Raw genomic sequence first — 21,857 nt, forward strand, 5'->3', positions numbered from 1 at the left:
TGTAGAAGATTGATAATGATTGAAGTTAACAAATCTTAACAAATATCTCAGATTTATTGTTGCTCAGCCACCCGCAGTTATTTATACTTTAGCTGATTATTAATCTTGATTAAAAATCAACAAAAAAAACAAGTAAATAAAATAGAAAGGGATATGCTAATATGTTAAAATATAAGGGATTAAAGGCCAGCCAGCCAGCCAGCCAGCCAGCCAGCCAGCCAGCCAGCCAGCCAGCCAGCCAATAATTCATCAATACTTGGCAACTTTTTAAAAAATAAAAATCTATTATTATTTTTAAGTCTATTTACTTTTACTAATCATGTTTCGGCTTTGTCAGCACAAACGGTTAATGCAATTAAAGGTAATGCCCCTTACATATCATTCAACGGTTTAACCAAGAATACTGATATTACCCCTCTTTTAAGAATAATATTGCCCGATGGTAAAAAAGTTACTCCTGATAATGATGTTTCAACTTCAGCAAAACCTATTCAACTTGTTACCAGTAAAGCAAAGTTTTCCGATATCCAAACGTTTGTTTCACCTCCAAATAGTAATTCAAGTTATCCACAATATCCATTAACACAGATTATTACTACATCGAATTACTGGGGGGATAGAGATGGTGATGGTCAACCAACGGTTACAGGGAATATAGCGTTAAATTGGTATGATTATGAGGGAAATAATATAACTACTTTTGTAAAAAATAATTTTAATAGTGAATTAGAAGGCTGTAATGCACCTTACAAATTGACGCTATCAATCCCCTTAGCTGGTTTTATCTCAACAAAATATGGCATACCAAACTCTAGTGTGTATCGAGGTGGGAGTAAGAGTTATTATCTTTATCCGAAAGTTGATTCGCTAGCAAAATTTTGTTATGCAAAACCAAATTTAGCTAGCGAAGAAGATGTTGGTGATAATTGGAAGTATGGAAAAGGATTTTATTCTTATGATCCTAGCAATCCTGAAAATAACTTTCCAACAACGGGATCGAATAATTTATTCTTTGATTTGAAAGTTGCTGGATTATCTGCTACTGAACTAATAAATATCAATGGGAGTAGCGTTGGACAAGTTTCTGGTAGTGGCGTGAGTTTAAGTTTGAGTAATTATGGTGGTCTGTTACGTGTAAGCCTAAAGGGCCCATCTTTATCGAGTAATGGTGGTGTATTTACACCTTCTACATTTAGATTGTATGCAGATAAAAGTAAAACTATAGTCTTTTATACATTCAAGATATCACGCTGGTATATTGGTATTCCTGGCGCGTCAGGAGGCTATGTAAATTCAGAAAATAGATGCAACTCATTAAATGGAGGTTACCGGTTACCGGGGGTTTTGGATTTAACCAATTCGAATCGAGTAACTGATGGAAGTGGTAATAATATTAATTGGAATAATGGTGTCCCAGGAGTGAAAGAAGTAGATCGTAGATTAATTAGTTACCGAAATAGTAGTGGACAGTGGATGGGTGGTTTATTTTCTGAATGGGGAAGTGTAACCAATGATTATTATGTCGGTAGCGATTGGGATAATTATCATGATCCCTATTTTGGAGGTGCTTATTATTGGACATCGGATTTAAGAAGTGATCAAAATCATTATGTTGTAGATGCAAGAAATGGCGTTATAGGTAATAGAGGTAATGAAGAGCCTAATTATTTAACAGCATGCGTCACGCCGTAATAATTCTTTTATTTAAATTGTATAAATAGTTTTAAATAAAGCTTCTATTTATAATAGTTATCATGGCAAACCTAATATCGTAAAACGAAATTAGGTTTGCCAATTTTTGCGCTTAAAAAATAACCTAAATTAGGGTCTTATTTCACAAATAGTAAATAATAACAAGCAAATCAATGCTATACCATTCAATTAGATAGTGATTGAAATTTTATTAAAGTCAATTATATCAATCACATTGAATATTAAGGCGATTCAGTTATAATGCAGATCATTTTGAAATTGATGTATTTATATGATTATTGGTTTTATCGGAGCTGGTAAAGTTGGGTGCACACTAGCGAAATATTTTAGTTTATCGGGTTTACAAGTTGCAGGCTTTTTTAGCAGAACTTATGAACACGCCAAACAAGCTAGTGATTTTACTCAATCTTATGCCTATTCATCTTTAGCTGATTTAGTGAATAGTTGCGATTGTTTATTGGTGACAGTAGCTGATGGTCAAATTGCTTCTGTCTGGCATGAATTATGTCAATTACCTATTACCAATAAGTGGATTGGTCATTGTAGTGGCTTATTGACATCACACATATTTCAGCAAAATAAAGTTGTGCATCCATTCGCTTTTTCATTACACCCTTTATACGCTATTTATGATAAGTTCGATTGCTATAATGCTATGTCGGACGTCTCTTTTACGCTCGAAGCAAATAAAGCTATTATCGACCAATTACAACGTTTTTTAGCGCTATTACCTAATCGCTTAGCAATTCTTTCAGCAAATAAAAAACCACTATATCATGCTGCTTGTGTCATGCTAAGTAATCAAGTGCTAGCTTTGGTACAAATCGGTGTAGATTTACTTAATCAATGTGGATTAGATAAAGAGTTTAGTGAACAAGCTTGGCATCCGCTATTTCTTGGTAATGCCAACAACATTTGTAAAGCAGGTGTCATAGAGGCATTAACTGGACCTGTGGAGCGTAACGATATTGAAACCATTAAGCAACATATGATGGCAATGCCAGATGAGCTCAAACCAATTTATCAACAATTATCGACTATTTTGCTTAACATTAGTCGACAAAAACATCCATATAAGGACTATCGACAATTAGAATTGGAGCTGTTACCTTGAAAAATACTATTCTTACTTTACAAAAACATAAACAAAATAAGCAAAAAATTACCATGTTGACAGCTTACGATTATACCACCGCTAAACTGATGGATGAAAGTGGTGTTGATTGTTTGTTAGTTGGAGACTCCTTAGGTATGGTTATGCTAGGATATGACAGCACTGTATCGGTTACTATGGAGGATATGATTCATCATTCAAAAGCTGTTGCTAGAGCGGCTAAAACGGCATTAGTTGTAACCGATTTACCGTTCATGTCTTACCATGCTTCTGTTTATGATGCGGTATATAATGCTGGTCGATTGATTCAAGAAGGCAATGCTCAAGCCGTTAAACTTGAAGGTGGGCAGGCTTTTTGTGAACATATCAAAATGATAGCGCAAGCTTCTATACCGGTTATTGCACACATCGGCTTAATGCCTCAATCTGTACTTGCATTAGGTGGATATAAAGTGCAAGGTAAAGATTATCATGCTGCCAAAAATATTATTCTTGATGCGTTAGCTGTTGAACAAGCAGGTGCGGCAGCAATTTTATTAGAGTGTGTGCCTGCTGATTTAGCATCGCTTATTTCTGATTTAGTCAATATTCCAACAATAGGGATTGGCGCCGGCCATAACTGTGATGGGCAAGTATTAGTGTACCAAGATATGTTGTCTATGTATGATGGCGTATCATCAAAGTTTGTTAAATCCTTTGCACCTATTGGTGAGCAAATGAAACAGGCATTTGCAGATTATTGCCAAGAGGTTAAACGGCAGCAATTTCCTGATTCAATTCATGAATTTGCTATAGATAGCGAAATCATGGCTAAACTTAAATATGAATTTTTAATCAGTAATAAAGGATAAAAGCACATGAAAGTCGTTACCTCAATTGCTGATGTTCGCCATCAGGTTAAAGCTTGGCACTTAGCGGGTGAAACCATAGGTCTTGTGCCTACGATGGGATATTTACATGAAGGTCATCAGAGTTTAATGGCTAGCGCTAAAAAAGATAATCAAAGAGTGATTGTCACTATATTTGTTAATCCCATGCAGTTTGGCCCTAAAGAGGACTTAGCTAGTTACCCACGTGATCTTGAGCGCGATAAAATCGCTTGTGAACAAATGGGCGTTGATTTAATCTTCGCCCCCACTGCCGAAGAAATGTACTCCCCTTGTTTTAATAGCTATGTTGATGTAAATGGTTTAACTGATGCGCTTTGTGGCGAAAAGCGGCCAGGTCACTTTAAAGGTGTTTGCACCGTTGTGAGCAAATTATTCAATATCACTTGTCCCGATCGAGCTTATTTTGGACAAAAAGATGCGCAGCAATTAGCTGTTATTAAACAGATGGTAAGGGATTTAAATTTTGATATTGAAATTATTGGATGTCCGATTGTACGTGAAACAGATGGTTTAGCCAAAAGTTCACGAAATAGTTATTTATCTGACAATGAGCGCAAAGCAGCCGTTTGTCTTTATCAATCGATAGAACTTGCTAATACTATGATCGCTAAAGGAGAAAGATCAGTAGCGACAATTCATAGCGCGATGCAATTACTTATTGAACAACAGTCACTTGCTAAAATTGATTATATTGAATTTGTCGATCTTTGTTCTTTAAAACCCGTATCGCAGTTAACACAAGATACTCTGTGTGCATTAGCGGTATATGTTGGCAAAACTCGATTGATCGATAATTTTATTTATCATTTCCACTAAAGCTTTTTTATATCTTTTATCAAAACCGTTTTATATCTAAAACGGTTTTTTTGTTTTATCAGTAAATATAAATATTTTATATTAAGGCGTGATAGCAGCGAATTAAATCATCGACTTTACTGCTTTGCTAATTTATTGTTATGTCATTTTACTGTAGAATAATAGCCATTTTTATGCCTTGAATTAGGATTGATGCCTTTATTATGAAAAATACGACTTATAATCCACAAGAAATCGAACAACCTATCTATCAACATTGGGAAAAAAGTGGTTACTTTAAGCCTAATGGTGACAAATCTCAGCCTAGCTATTGCATTGCTATTCCACCACCAAACGTAACCGGTAGTTTGCATATGGGACATGCATTTCAACAGACCATTATGGATGCATTAATTCGCTATCACCGTATGCAAGGAAATAACACACTTTGGCAATCAGGAACTGACCATGCTGGTATTGCTACTCAAATGGTGGTAGAACGTAAAATTGCCGCTGAAGAAAATAAAACTCGTCATGATTATGGTCGAGATGCCTTTATCGAAAAAATTTGGCAATGGAAAGCTGAATCAGGTGGAAGTATTACTAAGCAGATGAGACGTTTAGGGGATTCTGTTGATTGGGATCGTGAACGTTTTACGATGGATGAAGGCCTTTCTAATGCAGTTAAAGAAGTGTTTGTAAGACTTTATCAAGAAGATCTAATTTATCGCGGTAAACGCTTAGTGAATTGGGACCCAAAATTACGTACGGCAATTTCAGATCTTGAAGTTGAAAATCGTGAAGTTAAAGGTTCAATGTGGCATCTGCGCTACCCATTAGCGGATGATGCGAAAACGGCAGATGGTAAAGATTACCTCGTTGTCGCAACCACTCGTCCGGAAACACTATTTGGTGATACTGGTGTGGCGGTTAATCCAGAAGATCCTCGTTATAAAGATCTCATTGGTAAATTTGTTATATTACCTTTTGTCAATCGACGTATTCCTATTGTTGGCGATGAACATGCGGATATGACAAAAGGTACCGGTTGTGTAAAAATCACGCCAGCTCATGACTTTAATGACTATGAAGTAGGGCGTCGCCATCAATTACCGATGATAAATATCTTTACCTTTGATGGTGATATTCGCACACAAGCAGAAGTATTTGATACTAACGGCGAGCCAAGCACCGCTTACTCAACTGATATTCCGACACAATTCCAAAATTTAGAACGCTTTGCTGCACGTAAAGCTGTTGTTGCTGCGTGTGAAGCTCAAGGTATTTTAGAAAAAATTGAACCACATGATCTTACCATTCCTTACGGCGATCGTGGTGGCGTGGTCATTGAACCAATGTTAACCGATCAATGGTATGTTCGCGCTAAAGTCTTAGCTGAACCAGCGATAGCAGCTGTAAAAAATGGCGATATTCAATTTGTACCTAAACAGTATGAAAATATGTATTTTTCATGGATGAATGACATTCAAGATTGGTGTATTTCGCGACAATTATGGTGGGGACACCGAATTCCGGCTTGGTATGATAATCAAGGTAATGTCTATGTTGGTCGTGATGAAGCTGAAGTTCGTCGTGAAAACGATCTATCTGCTGATATCGAATTATCACAAGATGATGATGTGCTTGATACTTGGTTCTCATCAGCACTTTGGACATTTTCAACCTTAGGTTGGCCAGAAAAGACCGATGATTTAGCGACTTTCCATCCAACTAATGTTCTTGTTACTGGTTTTGATATCATCTTCTTCTGGGTTGCAAGAATGATTATGATGACGATGCATTTCATCAAAGATGAAGATGGCAAACCTCAAGTACCTTTCAAAACCGTTTATGTAACTGGCTTGATTCGTGATGAAGAAGGGCAAAAAATGTCAAAATCTAAAGGGAATGTTATTGATCCTTTAGATATGATTGATGGAATATCACTTGCCGATTTATTAGAAAAACGTACTGGTAACATGATGCAACCGCAACTTGCTGAAAAAATTGCCAAACGTACTGAAAAACAGTTCCCTAATGGTATTGAAGCCCACGGTACTGATGCGCTACGTTTTACTTTAGCCGCACTGGCGTCAACTGGTCGTGATATCAATTGGGATCTGAAACGTTTAGAAGGTTATCGTAATTTCTGCAATAAACTATGGAATGCTAGCCGTTATGTATTAATGAACACTCAAGATCACGATTGTGGATTCAAAGGTGGTGATTTAGAGTATTCATTAGCGGATAAATGGATCTTATCGGAATTTAATCAAACGGTGAAAACTTACCGCGAAGCATTCGATACTTACCGCTTCGATTTAGCGGCTAATATCTTATATGAATTTACTTGGAATCAGTTCTGTGACTGGTATTTAGAGTTGACTAAATCGGTATTGGCAAATGGTGAGCAATCAGAGCAACGAGCAGCTCGTCATACGTTAGTGACGATCCTTGAAGCACTCTTGCGTTTGGCTCATCCAATCATTCCATTTATAACTGAAGCTATTTGGCAAAGTGTCAAACCATTAATGGCCATCAACGCTGATACCATCATGTTACAACCAATGCCAGCCTTTGATAGCAAATTAGTCGATAATGAAGCGGTAGCTGATATCAATTGGATTAAAGATGCTGTTATTGCTGTTCGTAATATTCGTGCTGAAATGAATATCGCACCAAGCAAATCGTTACAATTATTGATCAGAAAAGCATCACCGACAGTGCATCGCATCATTGGTGACAATGTCACATTTATTGAGTCTTTAGCAAGATTATCCGAAATTGTTTTGCTAGATGAAGGTGAAGTAGGGCCATTATCAGTGACTAAATTAGTTGATGGTGCAGAACTATTAATTCCAATGGCTGGACTAATTAATAAAGATGATGAACTAGCTCGTCTTGAAAAAGAAATCGCTCGTATTGAGGGGGAAATTGCACGTATCGACAACAAACTTTCTAACGCTAGTTTTGTTGATAAGGCACCTGCCGCGGTAGTAGCTAAAGAGAAAGAGAAACAACAAGGCTATGTTGCTGATAAAGCAAAACTGCAAGAGCAGTATTTAGTAATTAAAAGTCTTTAGTTTGTAAAAAAACTCTCGTGACAACGAGAGTTTTTTATCGACCTAACAATATTAGAACTTATAACCAACACCAATCATAGCAACCCATGGATCAAGTTTATAATTGGCCGTTACTTTGGTATCACCTAAATGAGTTTTAGCTTTAGTTTCAATATCGATATAACGTAATTGAGCATTTATAAGCCAATTTTCAGTAATGTTATAATCAGCACCAACTTGCGCAGCTAATCCCCAAGAGCTATCCAAATCTAAACCATGAAAACCTGCATTTTTAGCATCACCACTCAGTTTTTCGTCAAAGAAGAAAGTATAGTTAACGCCTAATCCTACATAAGGTTGGAAATCATAACTTGAATCAAGTGGATAAAATACAGCACTTAATGTTGGCGGTAAGTGCTTAATTTTACCCAGATGAGCACCCGCTAAACCAGTAGAGTTACCCCCTCCAAGTTTTACACGATGACTAAATGGGGTTGCAGCCAGTAGCTCAATACCAAGATTATCAGTCACCATATATTGAAAGTTTAAACCAAGCTGTGTGTCCTTATCTGCCTTAGCCTTTAAATCACTTTTGGCTCCGCCTACTTTAACATGATCACTTGAATCCTTTGGGTGAACGTAAACAGGACCACCACGGACGATGATTTCATTTGCATGATGTGCATAAGCCATAGAACTTGCTAAACCCATTGACATGAGCATTGCAATAGAAGATATTTTCATTTTTGCCTCCTCGTTTTACTTCTAATCCATAATTTATAAATATGCAAGAAAATGGAATTTTAATTAATGTTTTTCAGATTTTATGTCGAAAATTATTTTATTAGTATAACTCTTTTAATATTAAAAAAATATCATAATAAATTTGATAATTCTGCAATTTGGTTCACATTTTAAAAAAATGCCAATCATAATTTGCATTGTTTATTAAGTTTATATACAATAGCTCGCATTCTTTCGTGGGTTGTTAGCTCAGTCGGTAGAGCAGTTGACTCTTAATCAATTGGTCGCGGGTTCGATCCCCTCACAACCCACCATTCACCAGCGTCATCTAATACGTTGATAACCCTTCTTAAAAAATAATTATTGATTTATTAAGACGTTACGTATACTATTTTTTTTATATAGGTTGAATCATAGATTTCTGATGATTCTTAGTGGTACGTTATAATCATTTAAGTATATAAATTTCAAATGTATTCAATAACTACAGGTCAAGCAATTTTATTTCTGATAATAGCTGCGCCGTTTTGTTTTTGGTATATCTATTTACCGATTCTTCTCATAGGTATTTTTCTGGTCTGTTTCAATAGAAAGAAGCGGGAAAATCAGGAAAATAGGTTTTATTACAAAGTTGGTAAGTTATTAATCGGATTTATCATTGTTAGCTTAATTTTATCAATATTAAGCTTTTTGTGTTTAGTTAATAGCTAAACTTTTTTTAGATGAAGCTGATACAATAATAGTATTGAATGCTAATTGGAGTACAGGTATTTAATTGAACTATTTGTTCTATGTATGAGATTAAATAGACTACCAAAATCTTTTAGTTGGCTATTTGTATTTTATCAAAAATTATGAGCAATTGTCGTGCTGTTTAACATATTAAATAGTTTAGCTTGATTATAAAAAGTCCTGAATCAAGTGTATCAATCAATGAAAATTGATAATTACATTAAAGTACTCATCACGCGAAAAGTAATCCGTTTTCTTTTAACTTTTTACTTTATTATTGAGGAGTGATATATTATATCGATGTGTTGAGTGGATGATAAACGTTATATGTTTAATAGGTATTTTTTATAGCTCTTTTCTGATCCCCTCATACCACAGCATTTATTCTATTTTTTCCTGAATTGTGTGATTATTGAGTTTTTATTAATCATTTTTACACTAAGATTTTTGGTGAGTCTTCATTTTTTATTTCAACCAACTTATGAGTCATAATATGAATTCATATCTATTACTTTTTATTGCGATTATTTGTGAAGTGATTGCAACTTCTTCGTTAAAACTTTCTAACGGCTTTACGCATTTATTGTATTCAATAATTACCATTATTGGTTATAGTGCTTCGTTTTATGTTCTTTCATTGGCCTTAAAAACCATTCCGGTTGGTATTGCTTATGCGATTTGGTCGGGAATTGGAATTGTATTTATTAGTCTAATTGCCTGGATATTTATGAAACAAACATTAGATCTTGCCGCTTTAATTGGAATGGGATTTATTATGTTTGGTGTGGTCATTATTAATCTTTTTTCAAAAGTTGCTGCGCATTGATGGCACAAAGTTGCTGGTTACCACTGAGTCACCGGCAAAATTTATCGATTATCTAAGGATAAAACGATGTAATTAGATTCGATGACAAGTTTTATTCTGGTTTAATGAGATCTTTGATAAAAATCACGAAATATTCTATTTTGTTACCTTTTATAAAATCACTGATTTTCCATTCTGAAAATAGTTATTTCAATGATATTTATACTTAATATCTTGTACAAATTGTCTTGCATCATAAAGATTAACGTATCTAAATGGCTATTTAGTTGCAAGTTGTCATGATTCATAGGGTTAAGTGCTTTTTTAAATAAAATATCTTTGCCCATTATTTTTCTTTTAAAAAACGTTTTCGGGTTAAGCTAGCGAAGGCATAGTGATTTAACCTAATTTCATTTTTTAGGCTGCATATTTTGGGCAATAAATTTCTTTAATCGTTTGATTTCGTTAATTAACTTAGGTATATCTTGCCTTGCATTGGCGATAAAGTCTTGATCGTTATTTGTAGCACCAATTAGTTCAATATCCTCACCACGCTGGTGTTTACTCCCCGTCATAATAAAATTGCTACCACTACTATGATCACGATCTTCGACGTACGATTGCCATGGACCAGGTGTCGCACTATCACATCGGTTTTGAATTAGGTTTAATTCATTGTCGGATAGGGGAATAGATTGCTTGATTATCTGTTTGGTAAATTCATTATAAATTTGAACAATTTCAGTTTTATTACTCGTTTTACAGCAATTGATTAACCGATTGGTTAAATCTGGATAATCTAGAATAGCCAATAGCGGTACCATTTTGCGGTAGATAATTTGATCATGATCATCAATATAATCATTTAATAGATTGATTATTCGCTGATTAATATAGGGATTGCTTTTCAGCTTTATTAAAATGTCTTCTGCAAAAATACAGTTATCATTCTTATTATCTAAGGCGATAGCAATAATGCTTGGTAGTAAATGGCTTAGCTGCTCATCCTTTAATTTATCCTCACCGATTAATCTTAATGCGACAACTTGTTGCGATGATAAATTCAGGGCGATTTGAAGCTGCACTAAAAAATCTGGACATTGCCGAAAATTGTTCTTAGCGGTTAACAGATCTTGTTCTGCCTGATTTAACGCAAGCCACTCTTTAGCATTAATAAGATATGTTTGTTGTAATTCTCTTATTTTTTGGGTTAAAGCAAAGCAATTATCTAATGGATGATTCGTTGCCGCCCAATACTCAATGAGCTGACAATGTTGTTGATAATGGCTATAGAGTACCTTCAATAATTGATGAAATATAGGATTGCTTTGGTTAGGATTTTCAGATAATAAATCATTGCATATGTTAAGACACAAATTCATGAGTATCTGTTTTTGTGTTGTTGAGTAATTATTATTAAGATAAGCGTATAAATATTTAGCTAACCACTCAGATGTTCGATATTTAATTGGGACTTCATATTTCCAGTCTTGACTAAAGACATCAATAAAGGGTAAATCTAAGTCTTGGCATAATTTATAGAATTCACTCATTTTTTATTCTTTTATAGAATGATTGTTATTTCATTATAATCAATTGTTTTACAATTGAAATACCATATATCCTGTTCATTTTATTGATAGATAATTGAGCACCTTTAGCTCAAATAAAGCTAATTTGTAATTTATTTTATTAATTTAAGATTGACCGGATTTGCCAATTCGATAATCAGTTGAAAATTGGCGCTTGATTCAACCATAATTGATTGGTTGGTTAATGGTAATACTTTGATAAAAGGATTCGATTTTTCAAAATATATCACCCAAATTAAATCCTGATTAGCCGATAGATAGGCAATAAAGCCTTCTGAACCATAACTTCCTTCCCCTATAATGCATTGATCACCATTAGCGAGGATGATTTTATCGAAGATATCAATATCGGTTAAATTATCGGCATCGTTATTTAAAATAACATTAAGGTCAAATTTTTCACCTACATGAATTGATAATTGCGGAAAAAATACCGCATCGAGCGCAATAGATTGACCACTGGCAAAATAAATACCGTCTTTAATTGGCAATTGTTGCTTGTGCCATAATTCCACTATTTTAGTCATAAAATCATCCTAGTTCAAAGACAAAATTGATAAGCTCTCGTCCATTTGTAGCGAATATTAAGCAAGCCTGTTTTTACTTGGCAAATATTATTGACCTTGATTCTCAAATGTTAAATAACCGTAACATACAAAGCGCTATCAAATATCTTCATTATCTATAATCGTAAAAGAGTGATGATATAAAGTGTTGGCAGATTATTGCAAATACTGATGACGATAGCTTTTAAGTGAAAGCTTAATCAAGTACTTGAGTATCAATGTGATAAATACTTAAGCGAGTTAAAAGTTGATTATCGCTATCCAGATAACCAATAGATAAAATATCGGTAATCTTTCGCACTAAACACGTTATTAAATCTATTGCTAACAGCATTAAGTCCAGTTCTGATTAATTGTCTGCATTAGATAAATTAAGCTAAATTTTAATCATCATAATGAGTTATTTTTGGAGTTGATAATTTCACTCACTTTCCTAATTTAATCGCCCGAAAGTATATCATGTTGTTAAAAACATAAAAGACAGTAAAAAGTTATTCATAATACCCCTACAAAAATAGGTGACTTAAGTATATACTCATAAAAATTTAAGTCGTTATTCTATCCGATGCCATTATCGCACATAATGAAAGTATCAGGTATTGTGCCAATTTCTCAGTTAAGGATCATTGAGTATGATTTTAGGTAATATTAATCATTTAGGGTTAGTCCCTTATTTGCCCGCCAAAATAAAACAATCCATTGAATATGTAAAAGACAATGTTAATAGCAATACGCCTGTTGGTCGTTATGATATTGATGGTGATAATATGTTTTTTATGGTGTCTGATAATTCATCAAGATATATTCATGAAGCAAAGCCTGAATACCATAAAAAATATATTGATGTGCAAATTGTTTTAGCTGGTCAAGAAGGGATGGCTATTTCTACTTTACCTCCTTATACTCAAGTTTTAGATGATAAAATAGCGGAAAATGATATTGCTTTTATCGAGACTCCAAAAGAAGAAACGATGTTAGTATTACAACCGAACGATTTTATTGTTTTTTTACCTAATGAAGTGCATAAACCGCTTTGTGCAGTCGATAATAAGATTGCAGCGGTTCGAAAAGTTGTGGTAAAAATCGCATTGGATTATTTATAAATAGAAGTAAGGATTTTAGGTAACACTATGGCAACAAAAATCGCTGTTATTGGCGAATGTATGATTGAACTTTCGATAAAACAAGATTCAACAACCCGCAGCTTTGGAGGCGATACACTTAATACGTCGATTTATTTATCTCGTTTATTAAAAAATAAAGATTTTTCGATTCATTATGTGACTGGATTAGGAACTGATCCTTTTAGTCAAGAGATGCTTGATAGCTGGCAAAAAGAGCAGATCCAAACCGATCTTGTGCAAAAAATGTCTGACAAAATGCCTGGGCTTTATTCGATTGTGACCGATGAACATGGCGAACGCTCATTTTATTATTGGCGTAATGATGCAGCGGCTAAGTTTTGGTTAAAAACGGCTGAAACAGCAAGAATTGCTGAGCAAATTGCTAAATACGATTATGTCTATCTAAGTGGTATCAGTATTGCCATATTAGATGCTGAAAGTATTCTGAAATTATTGGATCTATTAAAACGCGTTAAAGCCAATGGTGGTAAAGTGATTTTTGATAATAACTTCCGTCCACGCTTATGGAGTAGTCTTGATTTAGCGCGTAGCGTATATGCCGATATTCTATCTTACACTGATATTGCATTTTTAACACTAGATGACGAAGATCTATTATGGGGCAAACTACCTTATGAACAAGTCATTGACCGCACTAAAAACTTTGGTGTGACAGAAATTGTGATTAAACGTGGTAGCGAAAGTTGTATTATTGAATCAGCCGAAGGACGTTTTGATGTGCCTGCCAATAAAATAGCTAAAGAAAAAGTGATTGATACGACAGCTGCAGGTGACTCATTTAGTGCAGGTTACCTTGGTGCACGTTTAAGTGGGCAAAATCCTGCGCAATCAGCATTGCAAGGGCATCTAGTTGCAGGTACTGTTATTCAGTATCGTGGGGCTATTATTCCTTTGGATGTTACACCAACATTAATCGAAGATTAAACAACAAAACGGTCAATAATGACCGTTTTTTATATCACAATGATGTATGCCAACATATTAACTTTAAAATATTTAATGCTGATTTTTAGGGTTAAATAAACAGATTAAGGCAATATTGCAAAAGAACGTACCGGAAAACCTGAGGCATTATTGGGTTTGGCTACAATATTAAAAATAACCGCTCCTTTGGTTGGCAACTGATCTAAATTGGTCATTAACTCAACTTGATAAGTATCTTGCGCTAAAACATAGTATTCACCTTTTAACGCATTATTTTCTCGAAATGCTTTTGCAGAGTCAGTATCAAACGTTTCATGACCAATAGCTTTAATTTTTCGCTCTTCAAATAAAAATTTTAATGCATCAAGTCCCCAGCCTGGAATTTGATTGTTTCCTTCTTTATCTTTATTTTCCATTGCCGATTGTGAAGGCCATTTCTTACTCCAGTCTGTTCGCAGTGCAACAAAACTACCGGTTTCAATTTGTCCATGTTGCTTTTCAAAAGCTAAAACATCATCTTTAGAAAAAGAAAAGTTGGGATCTTGTTCTGCGCGTTTAGATTGATCGATTACGATTAATGGTAATACTAATTCTTGTAATTCAAGTTCGTGTAAATACCGAGTATTAGGAACAAAATGAATTGGTGCATCTAAATGGGTACCATATTGACCAGCAAAACTAAAATTCTGTGCTAAAAAGCCGTCACTATGATCGAACAGCGTTTTTATTTCAGCAGGTTTAAACATAAAAAAATGGGGAGAATTGTGATCGAATGCATGAGTTAAATCTACCCATTTTTTCGATTTTAATAAGTTTAATGCTTGCAAGACTTCGTTATTCAAAATAGCTCCTTATTTTTAAAAAACGTGTGATTGGTTTATTGTAAGATGATTGAATTCTCTAAACTAATAATTTTCAGTTATAAAAATATAATTTTTAGTTCTAATTTATTTTTCAAAAAGTTTAAATACGCACAGTAAGAGGCAAAAAATGCTTTATTCGTGCTAATTGATTAAGAATTTTGGTTAATATGATTGAAATTTTGCTAAGCGACACTATTGAGCTATATAGTAGTATATTTAATCAAATGTTACTGGTATAATATACAGTTAATTTTTTCCTAATTCGTCTAAAAACTCACTTTAAGAAGAGATCTATGTCAATCAAAGATATCGATATTCGTGGTGCGCGAACGCACAATCTGAAAAATATCAATGTAATCATTCCTAGAGATAAGCTGGTTGTGATTACCGGACTTTCTGGTTCAGGAAAGTCGTCGTTAGCATTTGATACTTTATATGCAGAAGGGCAACGCCGTTATGTTGAATCGCTGTCGGCTTATGCTCGTCAGTTTTTATCGCTTATGGAAAAACCCGATGTGGATCATATTGAAGGATTATCACCTGCAATTTCGATTGAGCAAAAATCAACATCGCATAATCCGCGTTCGACTGTAGGTACTATTACTGAAATTTACGATTATTTGCGATTATTGTTTGCCAGAATCGGTGAACCACGTTGTCCTAATCATAATTTACCTTTAGCTGCGCAAACTGTTTCGCAAATGGTTGATAGCATAATGGCACTTCCTGCCGACAATCGTTATATGCTGCTTGCGCCCGTTGTTACTGAACGTAAAGGTGAATTTGTTAAACTGTTTGAACAGCTATCGGCAAGTGGTTATATTCGTGTTCGGGTTGATGGTGATGTGTATGATCTGTCTGATCCTCCAACACTCGAACTTCAGAAAAAACATACAATTGAAGTCGTTGTGGATCGTTTTCGTATTCGAGATGATCTAAAATTACGTTTGGCTGAATCTATTGAAACAGCACTTTCAATTACAAACGGTATTGTTAAAGTCGCCAATTTAGATGATCCGAAAGCCGAAGAACAGCTATATTCGGCTAATTTTGCTTGTCCAATCTGTGGTTATAGCATCTCTGAACTTGAGCCTCGATTATTTTCGTTTAATAATCCTGCGGGTGCTTGTCCTGAATGTGATGGCTTAGGGGTACAGCAATATTTTGATCCAAAACGTATTGTGCAAATGCCCGAGGTTTCATTGGCTGCTGGCGCAATTAAGGGATGGGATCGTCGTAATTTTTATTATTTTCAGATGTTAACATCACTAGCCGAGCACTATAAGTTTGATATTGACACTCCTTATGAAAAATTACCAGAAAAAATAAAAGATATTTTATTAAATGGTTCTGGTAATACCGAAATCCAATTTGTTTACACTAATGATCGTGGTGATGTAGTTAAACGTAAACATGTTTTTGAAGGGATTATTAATAATCTTACTCGTCGCTATAAAGAAACCGAATCGCAAACTATTCGTGAAGAGCTGGCTAAATATATTAGTAATCGTCCTTGCCCTAGCTGTGGTGGTTCTCGATTATGTACCACAGCACGGCATGTCTATGTTAATGATACTAATTTGCCAACGATTAGTGATTTAAGTACACAACAAGCCAAAGATTTTTTTGATAAGCTAACTTTAACTGGTCAACGTGCGCAAATCGCTGAAAAAATACTGAAAGAGATTAATGATCGTCTACAATTTTTAATTAATGTTGGATTAAATTATTTGACTTTGTCACGTTCGGCCGAAACGTTATCGGGTGGTGAGGCACAACGTATTCGCTTGGCTAGTCAAATCGGTGCTGGATTGGTTGGCGTAATGTATGTTCTTGATGAACCGTCAATCGGTTTACATCAACGAGATAACACCCGTCTAATTGATACGTTAACCCATTTACGTGACCTAGGTAATACCGTTATTGTGGTTGAACATGACGAAGAAGCCATTATGGCGGCCGATTATGTGATAGATATTGGCCCCGGTGCTGGCGTTCATGGTGGCGAAGTTGTTGCACAAGGCACACCAAAACAGATTATGGCTTGTAAAAATTCATTAACCGGTCAATATCTATCTGGTAAAGAAAAAATTGAAATTCCTAAAAATCGGACTAAAGTCGATAAAAAACGGATACTTTCACTTATTGGTGCAACCGGTAATAATCTTAAAGATGTTACCTTAAATATTCCTGTTGGATTATTTACCTGTATTACTGGCGTGTCAGGTTCGGGTAAATCGACGTTGATTAATGATACTTTATATCCACTTGCGCAAAATGAGTTAAATGGTGCAGAAAAGAGTGAAATAGCACCTTATAAAGCAATAAAAGGCCTTAACTATTTTGATAAAGTCATTGCGATTGATCAAAGCCCAATTGGTCGTACCCCCCGATCTAATCCTGCTACTTATACTGGATTTTTTACTTCTATTCGTGAACTTTACGCAGGAGTGCCTGAATCGCGTGCACGAGGATATAATCCAGGTCGATTTAGTTTCAATGTAAAAGGGGGGCGCTGTGAAGCTTGTCAAGGTGATGGTCTAATAAAAGTTGAAATGCACTTTTTGCCAGATATCTATGTGCCTTGTGACCAGTGCCATGGCGCGCGATATAATCGAGAAACATTAGAAATCAAATACAAAGGTAAGTCGATTAATGAAATTCTTAACATGACTGTTGAAGAAGGACGAGAATTTTTTGATGCGGTACCGATGATTTCACGCAAATTACAGACTTTAATTGATGTTGGTCTTGCTTATATAACCATTGGTCAGTCAGCAACAACATTATCAGGCGGTGAAGCGCAACGAGTAAAACTTGCAAAAGAGTTATCTAAGCGAGATACTGGTAGCACACTTTATATCCTAGATGAACCAACTACGGGTTTACACTTTGCAGATGTAAAACAATTGCTAGCTCAACTACATTCATTAAGGGATAAAGGCAACACTATTGTTGTTATTGAACATAATTTGGATGTTGTCAAAACTGCCGATTGGATTGTTGATTTAGGTCCTGAAGGCGGTAGTGGTGGTGGTCAAATAATTGCCGAAGGTACACCAGAAGATGTTGCTGAATCGAAAATATCTTATACTGGACAATATTTAAAACCATTATTAGAAAAGCAAAAAAAGAGTTAAAGTTGTTTGTTAATGATTATATTAGGGATTAGTTTTTAGCTTAAGTATAATTTGCATTACTGACAATTTAATGCCGCATAAAGCAGTTGTTATGAATGCGGCATTGCTTGTTTTTACTTGGATTATTAAAAATTAAGAGGGATGGCATTTTGATAATACAAATTGTAACGATGATCATTATTGCCTATTTATGTGGGTCACTATCAGGTGCGATGATTATTAGTCGTATTATGCGATTACAAAATCCCTCATTACATGGTTCTCATAATCCGGGGGCAACAAATGTCCTGCGTATTAGTGGAAAATTGCCAGCAGTATTTGTTTTAGTTTTTGATATGCTAAAAGGCGCTATTCCTGTTTATATTGCTTATCGACTTGGTATTTCCCCTTTCTTTTTAGGCATAATTGGTATTGCTGCTTGTTTGGGTCATATTTTTCCTTGCTTTTTTCATTTTCGTGGGGGAAAGGGCGTGGCGACAGCTTTGGGAATGATGGTCCCAATTGGGTTAGATTTTACCGGTTGTTTTATTTTAACTTGGCTTATTGTATTACTTATCACCGGTTATTCTTCTGTTGCTGCTATTGTTGGTTTTCTTTTAGCGCCATTTTATGTTTGGTTATTTAAACCTGAACTCACCTTGCCTGTTGCGATGCTTTCATGCCTAATTATTGTTCGGCATAGCAGTAACATTGCCAGACTATTTAAAGGTGTTGAGCCTAAAAGTCTTTATCGTAAACATTTAAAATAGTTGAAAAACAGTATCAAATGTTTGTTAATTTGTTCTGAATTTAACAACATTATGACTTATAAAATATAAATTAATAGAAAAATTGCTTACGCTTTTTTTGAATGAATTTGATTAATCGTTAATTAAATCAATAGAACATATCTTGTTTTATCAATAATAGAAACAAGGTATGATGAATATAAATAATAAATTGTTGGTTACTAAATTATTTTATGCAAATTAGCCCATTACTAGAATCATTTATGGAATCCTTGCGTTGCTTGCCAGGTGTAGGGCCAAAATCAGCACAACGAATGGCTTACCATTTATTACAACGCAATCGACAAGGTGGTATTAATTTAGCACATGTATTGCATGAAGCTATGATTAATATAGGCCATTGTAAGCAGTGTCGTACTTTTACTGAACAAGATATCTGTAATATTTGCGCTAATGTTCGTAGGCAAAGTAGTGGTCAGCTTTGTGTGGTTGAAACACCGGCTGATATCATTGCTATTGAACAAACGGGACAATATAGTGGACGCTATTTTGTCTTATTGGGGCATTTGTCACCGCTTGATGGTATTGGACCAACGGATATTGGTCTTGATTTGCTTAAACAAAGATTATCAACAGAGCAAATAAATGAAGTTATTTTAGCTACTAATCCGACTGTTGAAGGTGATGCTACAGCTAATTATATTGCGCAAATGTGCCTTGAATTTAATGTTATCGCTACGCGCATTGCTCATGGCGTTCCGGTTGGTGGTGAACTTGAAATGGTTGATGGTACAACATTATCTCACTCATTTATTGGTCGTCAAAAAATAGAATTTTAATCTTATTTATTTAGTAAGATTGTTTATCGTATAAAATTAACAATTGGATATTTACTCTAAGGTTAAATGGTATAAATACAAGAGGATAGATATGAAGTATAAAGCGGTTGCATTTGATATGGATGGCACATTACTGGCGAGTAATCGCCTAATTTTACCGGAAACAGTTGACGTACTTAAAAAAATCAGTGATAAAGGTATAAAAGTTATTTTAGTTTCTGGTCGCCACCATTCTGTGATTTATCCTTATTATTATCAACTTAACTTATCAACGCCGGCTATTTGTTGCAACGGATCGTATCTTTATGATTTCGAAAATCATAAAACTTTAGCGGCTAAACCAATGACCAAAGATCAAGCTAACATACTTTTAAATCTAGTTAACCATTATGGTATCCATACTTTGATTTACACTGATAAAATGATGACTTATGAAGTTTTAGACGATCATCTGGAAGGATTTTTTAAATGGGTTAATGCGCTACCTGCTTTTTTACAGCCTGAGATCAAAAAGGTCGATAGTTTTGCAAAGGTGATTGAAGAGTCTAAAGCGATTTTCAAATTTGCAACAAGTAGTCATAATTTACCCGCATTGCAGCAATTTTCGCAAGCAGTGGATAAACTTGACCAGTTTTCGTGTGAATGGTCTTGGTCAAATCGTGCTGATGTTGCGATCAAAGGCAATACTAAAGGTAATGGACTTACTCATTGGGCACAACATGAGCAAATCGATTTAAACGAAATTGTTGCTTTTGGTGACAGTTATAATGACATCAGTATGTTAACGATTGCAGGATTGGGCATCGCGATGGGAAATGCTGATGATGAGGTTAAATCTCATGCAAATTATGCAATTGGTGATAATAATAGCCCAAGTATTGCAGCTGAATTGAAAAAACTCTTTTTATAAATTACTTGGTAAATATTGATTGTGTTCGAAATTCTTTATCAAGATAATGATTTAATTGCGATTAATAAACCCTCAGGATGGTTGGTACATCGTAGCTGGTTAGACAAACAGCAAACTGTTGTTGTTATGCAAACACTAAGGGATCAAATTGGACAGCATGTCTTTCCTATACATCGGTTAGATAGACCAACCTCTGGTGTACTATTATTTGCATTATCAAGTGACGTTGCTCGTTTAATGTCAGAGCAATTTAACTCAAAACAAATTGAAAAAACTTATCATGCAATAGTTCGTGGTTATGTCGATGGTGAAGCAGTGATTGATTATCCATTAATTGAAGAGCTCGATAAAATTGCCGATAAGTTTGCTGATCGTAATAAACCTGCACAAGATGCAGTAACTTTTTATCGAGCGATTAGCAAAATTGAGATACCTGTCAGTGTTGGGAAATTCAAAACAGCAAGATATAGCTTTGTAGAGTTAAAACCTAAGACCGGTCGAAAACATCAATTACGACGTCACATGAAGCATATCTTTCATCCCATTTTAGGCGACAGCAAGCATGGCGATCTTCATCAAAATAGAGCTTTCACCGATTATTTTGGTATTAAACGATTAATGTTACATGCTAGTTGTTTAGCGCTCATTCATCCTATCACACAACAGCCGCTAGTGATTGAAGCTAAATTAGATCAAAGCTGGCAAAATATCCTACTTAATTTTAAATAGATGATTGAGTATAGTGTTTATTTTTCTCTTTGATTCATCTAGATAAATAAGATAGTATGTTACGAAAGTATAAGCCATATTTATTATTGCAATATGGCTTAATAGTTTAATACATTTTGAATGATCCCTGTAAGGAAATGAAACAATGAAATTAGTAATGAAATTCTTTAGCGTCTTTTTACTTGCTCTTATAGTCTCTGCATGTTCTTCCGAAGAATCGCCAGAAAGAACGGCCGAAAATTGTGTTAAAGCTGTTTATAGCGGTGATTTAGACACTGTTATCAATCTAATGTATCTACCAGAAGACAAAACTAACAAAAATTTTGATATGAAAGAATTAGTTAAATCAAAAATGCAACAAGTAATAGGTAAAGCACAAAAATTGGCTCAAGAGCATGGTGGTGTTGATAAAGTTCAAGCTTCCCCTGCTGAATATATCAATGAAGATAAAACAATGGCAAAAGTTAAAACCACTATCTTTTTCAAAGATAAAACGCAACAAGAGGGTGCGAGTGCAAGTTTAATCAAAATTGATGGTAAATGGTTGATGAATTTTAACTAGTTTA

At 34.8% G+C, this 21,857-nt stretch carries 18 protein-coding genes and 1 tRNA gene; 15 read left to right on the forward strand and 4 right to left on the reverse strand.

Features of this window, described 5'->3' with window-relative positions:
* Positions 1–330 precede the first annotated feature (330 nt).
* The 5 genes from A9G09_RS11510 to A9G09_RS11530 all read left to right on the forward strand — a co-directional run bounded on the left by A9G09_RS11510 (position 331) and on the right by A9G09_RS11530 (position 7,595).
* Positions 331–1,692 carry a hypothetical protein gene (locus A9G09_RS11510; RefSeq protein ID WP_065634985.1) on the forward strand — a complete coding sequence of 454 codons (1,362 nt, stop codon included), beginning with the start codon at positions 331–333 and terminating at the stop codon, positions 1,690–1,692.
* Between the two features lie 292 nt (positions 1,693–1,984).
* Positions 1,985–2,827, forward strand: a complete 843-nt coding sequence (locus tag A9G09_RS11515) for a Rossmann-like and DUF2520 domain-containing protein (RefSeq protein WP_065634986.1) — start codon at positions 1,985–1,987, stop codon at positions 2,825–2,827.
* Positions 2,824–3,678, forward strand: coding sequence for a 3-methyl-2-oxobutanoate hydroxymethyltransferase (gene panB / locus A9G09_RS11520; RefSeq protein ID WP_065634987.1), 855 nt, complete (start codon positions 2,824–2,826; stop codon positions 3,676–3,678). The genes A9G09_RS11515 and panB overlap by 4 nt, the downstream gene beginning before the upstream one ends.
* 6 nt (positions 3,679–3,684) lie before the next feature.
* On the forward strand, positions 3,685–4,533 hold the full coding sequence (gene panC, locus A9G09_RS11525; RefSeq protein ID WP_065634988.1) for a pantoate--beta-alanine ligase: 849 nt from the start codon (positions 3,685–3,687) through the stop codon (positions 4,531–4,533).
* Between the two features lie 203 nt (positions 4,534–4,736).
* On the forward strand, positions 4,737–7,595 hold the full coding sequence (locus A9G09_RS11530) for a valine--tRNA ligase (RefSeq protein WP_065634989.1): 2,859 nt from the start codon (positions 4,737–4,739) through the stop codon (positions 7,593–7,595).
* Between the two features lie 51 nt (positions 7,596–7,646).
* On the opposite strand, the gene A9G09_RS11535 is transcribed toward A9G09_RS11530, so the two are convergent.
* Positions 7,647–8,318, reverse strand: a complete 672-nt coding sequence (locus A9G09_RS11535) for an OmpW family protein (RefSeq protein ID WP_065634990.1) — start codon at positions 8,316–8,318, stop codon at positions 7,647–7,649.
* A gap of 238 nt (positions 8,319–8,556) precedes the next feature.
* Between A9G09_RS11535 and A9G09_RS11540 the strand changes: the two genes are divergently transcribed.
* Positions 8,557–8,632: transfer RNA gene (locus A9G09_RS11540), tRNA-Lys, on the forward strand.
* Between the two features lie 911 nt (positions 8,633–9,543).
* A complete protein-coding gene (locus tag A9G09_RS11545) occupies positions 9,544–9,876 on the forward strand; it encodes a multidrug efflux SMR transporter (protein WP_065634991.1) in 333 nt (110 codons plus the stop codon).
* A 389-nt stretch (positions 9,877–10,265) separates the two neighbouring features.
* Here A9G09_RS11545 and A9G09_RS13265 read toward each other — a convergent pair whose 3' ends face one another.
* Entirely contained in the window at positions 10,266–10,547 is a 282-nt protein-coding gene (locus A9G09_RS13265; RefSeq protein ID WP_065635017.1) for a hypothetical protein, read from the reverse strand.
* Positions 10,548–11,539: 992 nt separating this feature from the next.
* Positions 11,540–11,974 carry a hypothetical protein gene (locus A9G09_RS11555; protein ID WP_065634992.1) on the reverse strand — a complete coding sequence of 145 codons (435 nt, stop codon included), beginning with the start codon at positions 11,972–11,974 and terminating at the stop codon, positions 11,540–11,542.
* A 671-nt stretch (positions 11,975–12,645) separates the two neighbouring features.
* On the opposite strand from A9G09_RS11555, the gene A9G09_RS11560 reads away from it, so the two are divergent.
* Both A9G09_RS11560 and A9G09_RS11565 read left to right on the forward strand, forming a co-directional pair.
* Positions 12,646–13,116 carry a YhcH/YjgK/YiaL family protein gene (locus A9G09_RS11560; RefSeq protein ID WP_065634993.1) on the forward strand — a complete coding sequence of 157 codons (471 nt, stop codon included), beginning with the start codon at positions 12,646–12,648 and terminating at the stop codon, positions 13,114–13,116.
* 27 nt (positions 13,117–13,143) lie between these two features.
* Complete coding sequence (locus A9G09_RS11565; protein WP_065634994.1) at positions 13,144–14,082, forward strand: sugar kinase; 939 nt, start codon at positions 13,144–13,146, stop codon at positions 14,080–14,082.
* Between the two features lie 104 nt (positions 14,083–14,186).
* Here A9G09_RS11565 and A9G09_RS11570 read toward each other — a convergent pair whose 3' ends face one another.
* Positions 14,187–14,924, reverse strand: coding sequence for a cyclase family protein (locus A9G09_RS11570; RefSeq protein ID WP_065634995.1), 738 nt, complete (start codon positions 14,922–14,924; stop codon positions 14,187–14,189).
* A 320-nt stretch (positions 14,925–15,244) separates the two neighbouring features.
* On the opposite strand from A9G09_RS11570, the gene uvrA reads away from it, so the two are divergent.
* The 6 genes from uvrA (at position 15,245) to A9G09_RS11600 (ending at position 21,853) form a co-directional block, all read left to right on the forward strand.
* Entirely contained in the window at positions 15,245–18,085 is a 2,841-nt protein-coding gene (gene uvrA / locus A9G09_RS11575; RefSeq protein WP_141671585.1) for an excinuclease ABC subunit UvrA, read from the forward strand.
* Between the two features lie 170 nt (positions 18,086–18,255).
* On the forward strand, positions 18,256–18,834 hold the full coding sequence (gene plsY, locus A9G09_RS11580; RefSeq protein WP_065635018.1) for a glycerol-3-phosphate 1-O-acyltransferase PlsY: 579 nt from the start codon (positions 18,256–18,258) through the stop codon (positions 18,832–18,834).
* A gap of 212 nt (positions 18,835–19,046) precedes the next feature.
* Entirely contained in the window at positions 19,047–19,652 is a 606-nt protein-coding gene (gene recR, locus A9G09_RS11585; RefSeq protein WP_065634997.1) for a recombination mediator RecR, read from the forward strand.
* A gap of 91 nt (positions 19,653–19,743) precedes the next feature.
* On the forward strand, positions 19,744–20,562 hold the full coding sequence (locus tag A9G09_RS11590) for a pyridoxal phosphatase (RefSeq protein ID WP_065634998.1): 819 nt from the start codon (positions 19,744–19,746) through the stop codon (positions 20,560–20,562).
* Between the two features lie 21 nt (positions 20,563–20,583).
* Complete coding sequence (truC, locus tag A9G09_RS11595; RefSeq protein ID WP_081297565.1) at positions 20,584–21,291, forward strand: tRNA pseudouridine(65) synthase TruC; 708 nt, start codon at positions 20,584–20,586, stop codon at positions 21,289–21,291.
* A 145-nt stretch (positions 21,292–21,436) separates the two neighbouring features.
* A complete protein-coding gene (locus tag A9G09_RS11600; RefSeq protein ID WP_065635000.1) occupies positions 21,437–21,853 on the forward strand; it encodes a DUF4878 domain-containing protein in 417 nt (138 codons plus the stop codon).
* Positions 21,854–21,857: the final 4 nt, after the last annotated feature.

This window comes from Gilliamella sp. wkB292, from assembly GCF_001690235.1.
In the GTDB taxonomy this organism is placed as follows: Bacteria; Pseudomonadota; Gammaproteobacteria; order Enterobacterales; family Orbaceae; genus Gilliamella; species Gilliamella apicola_F.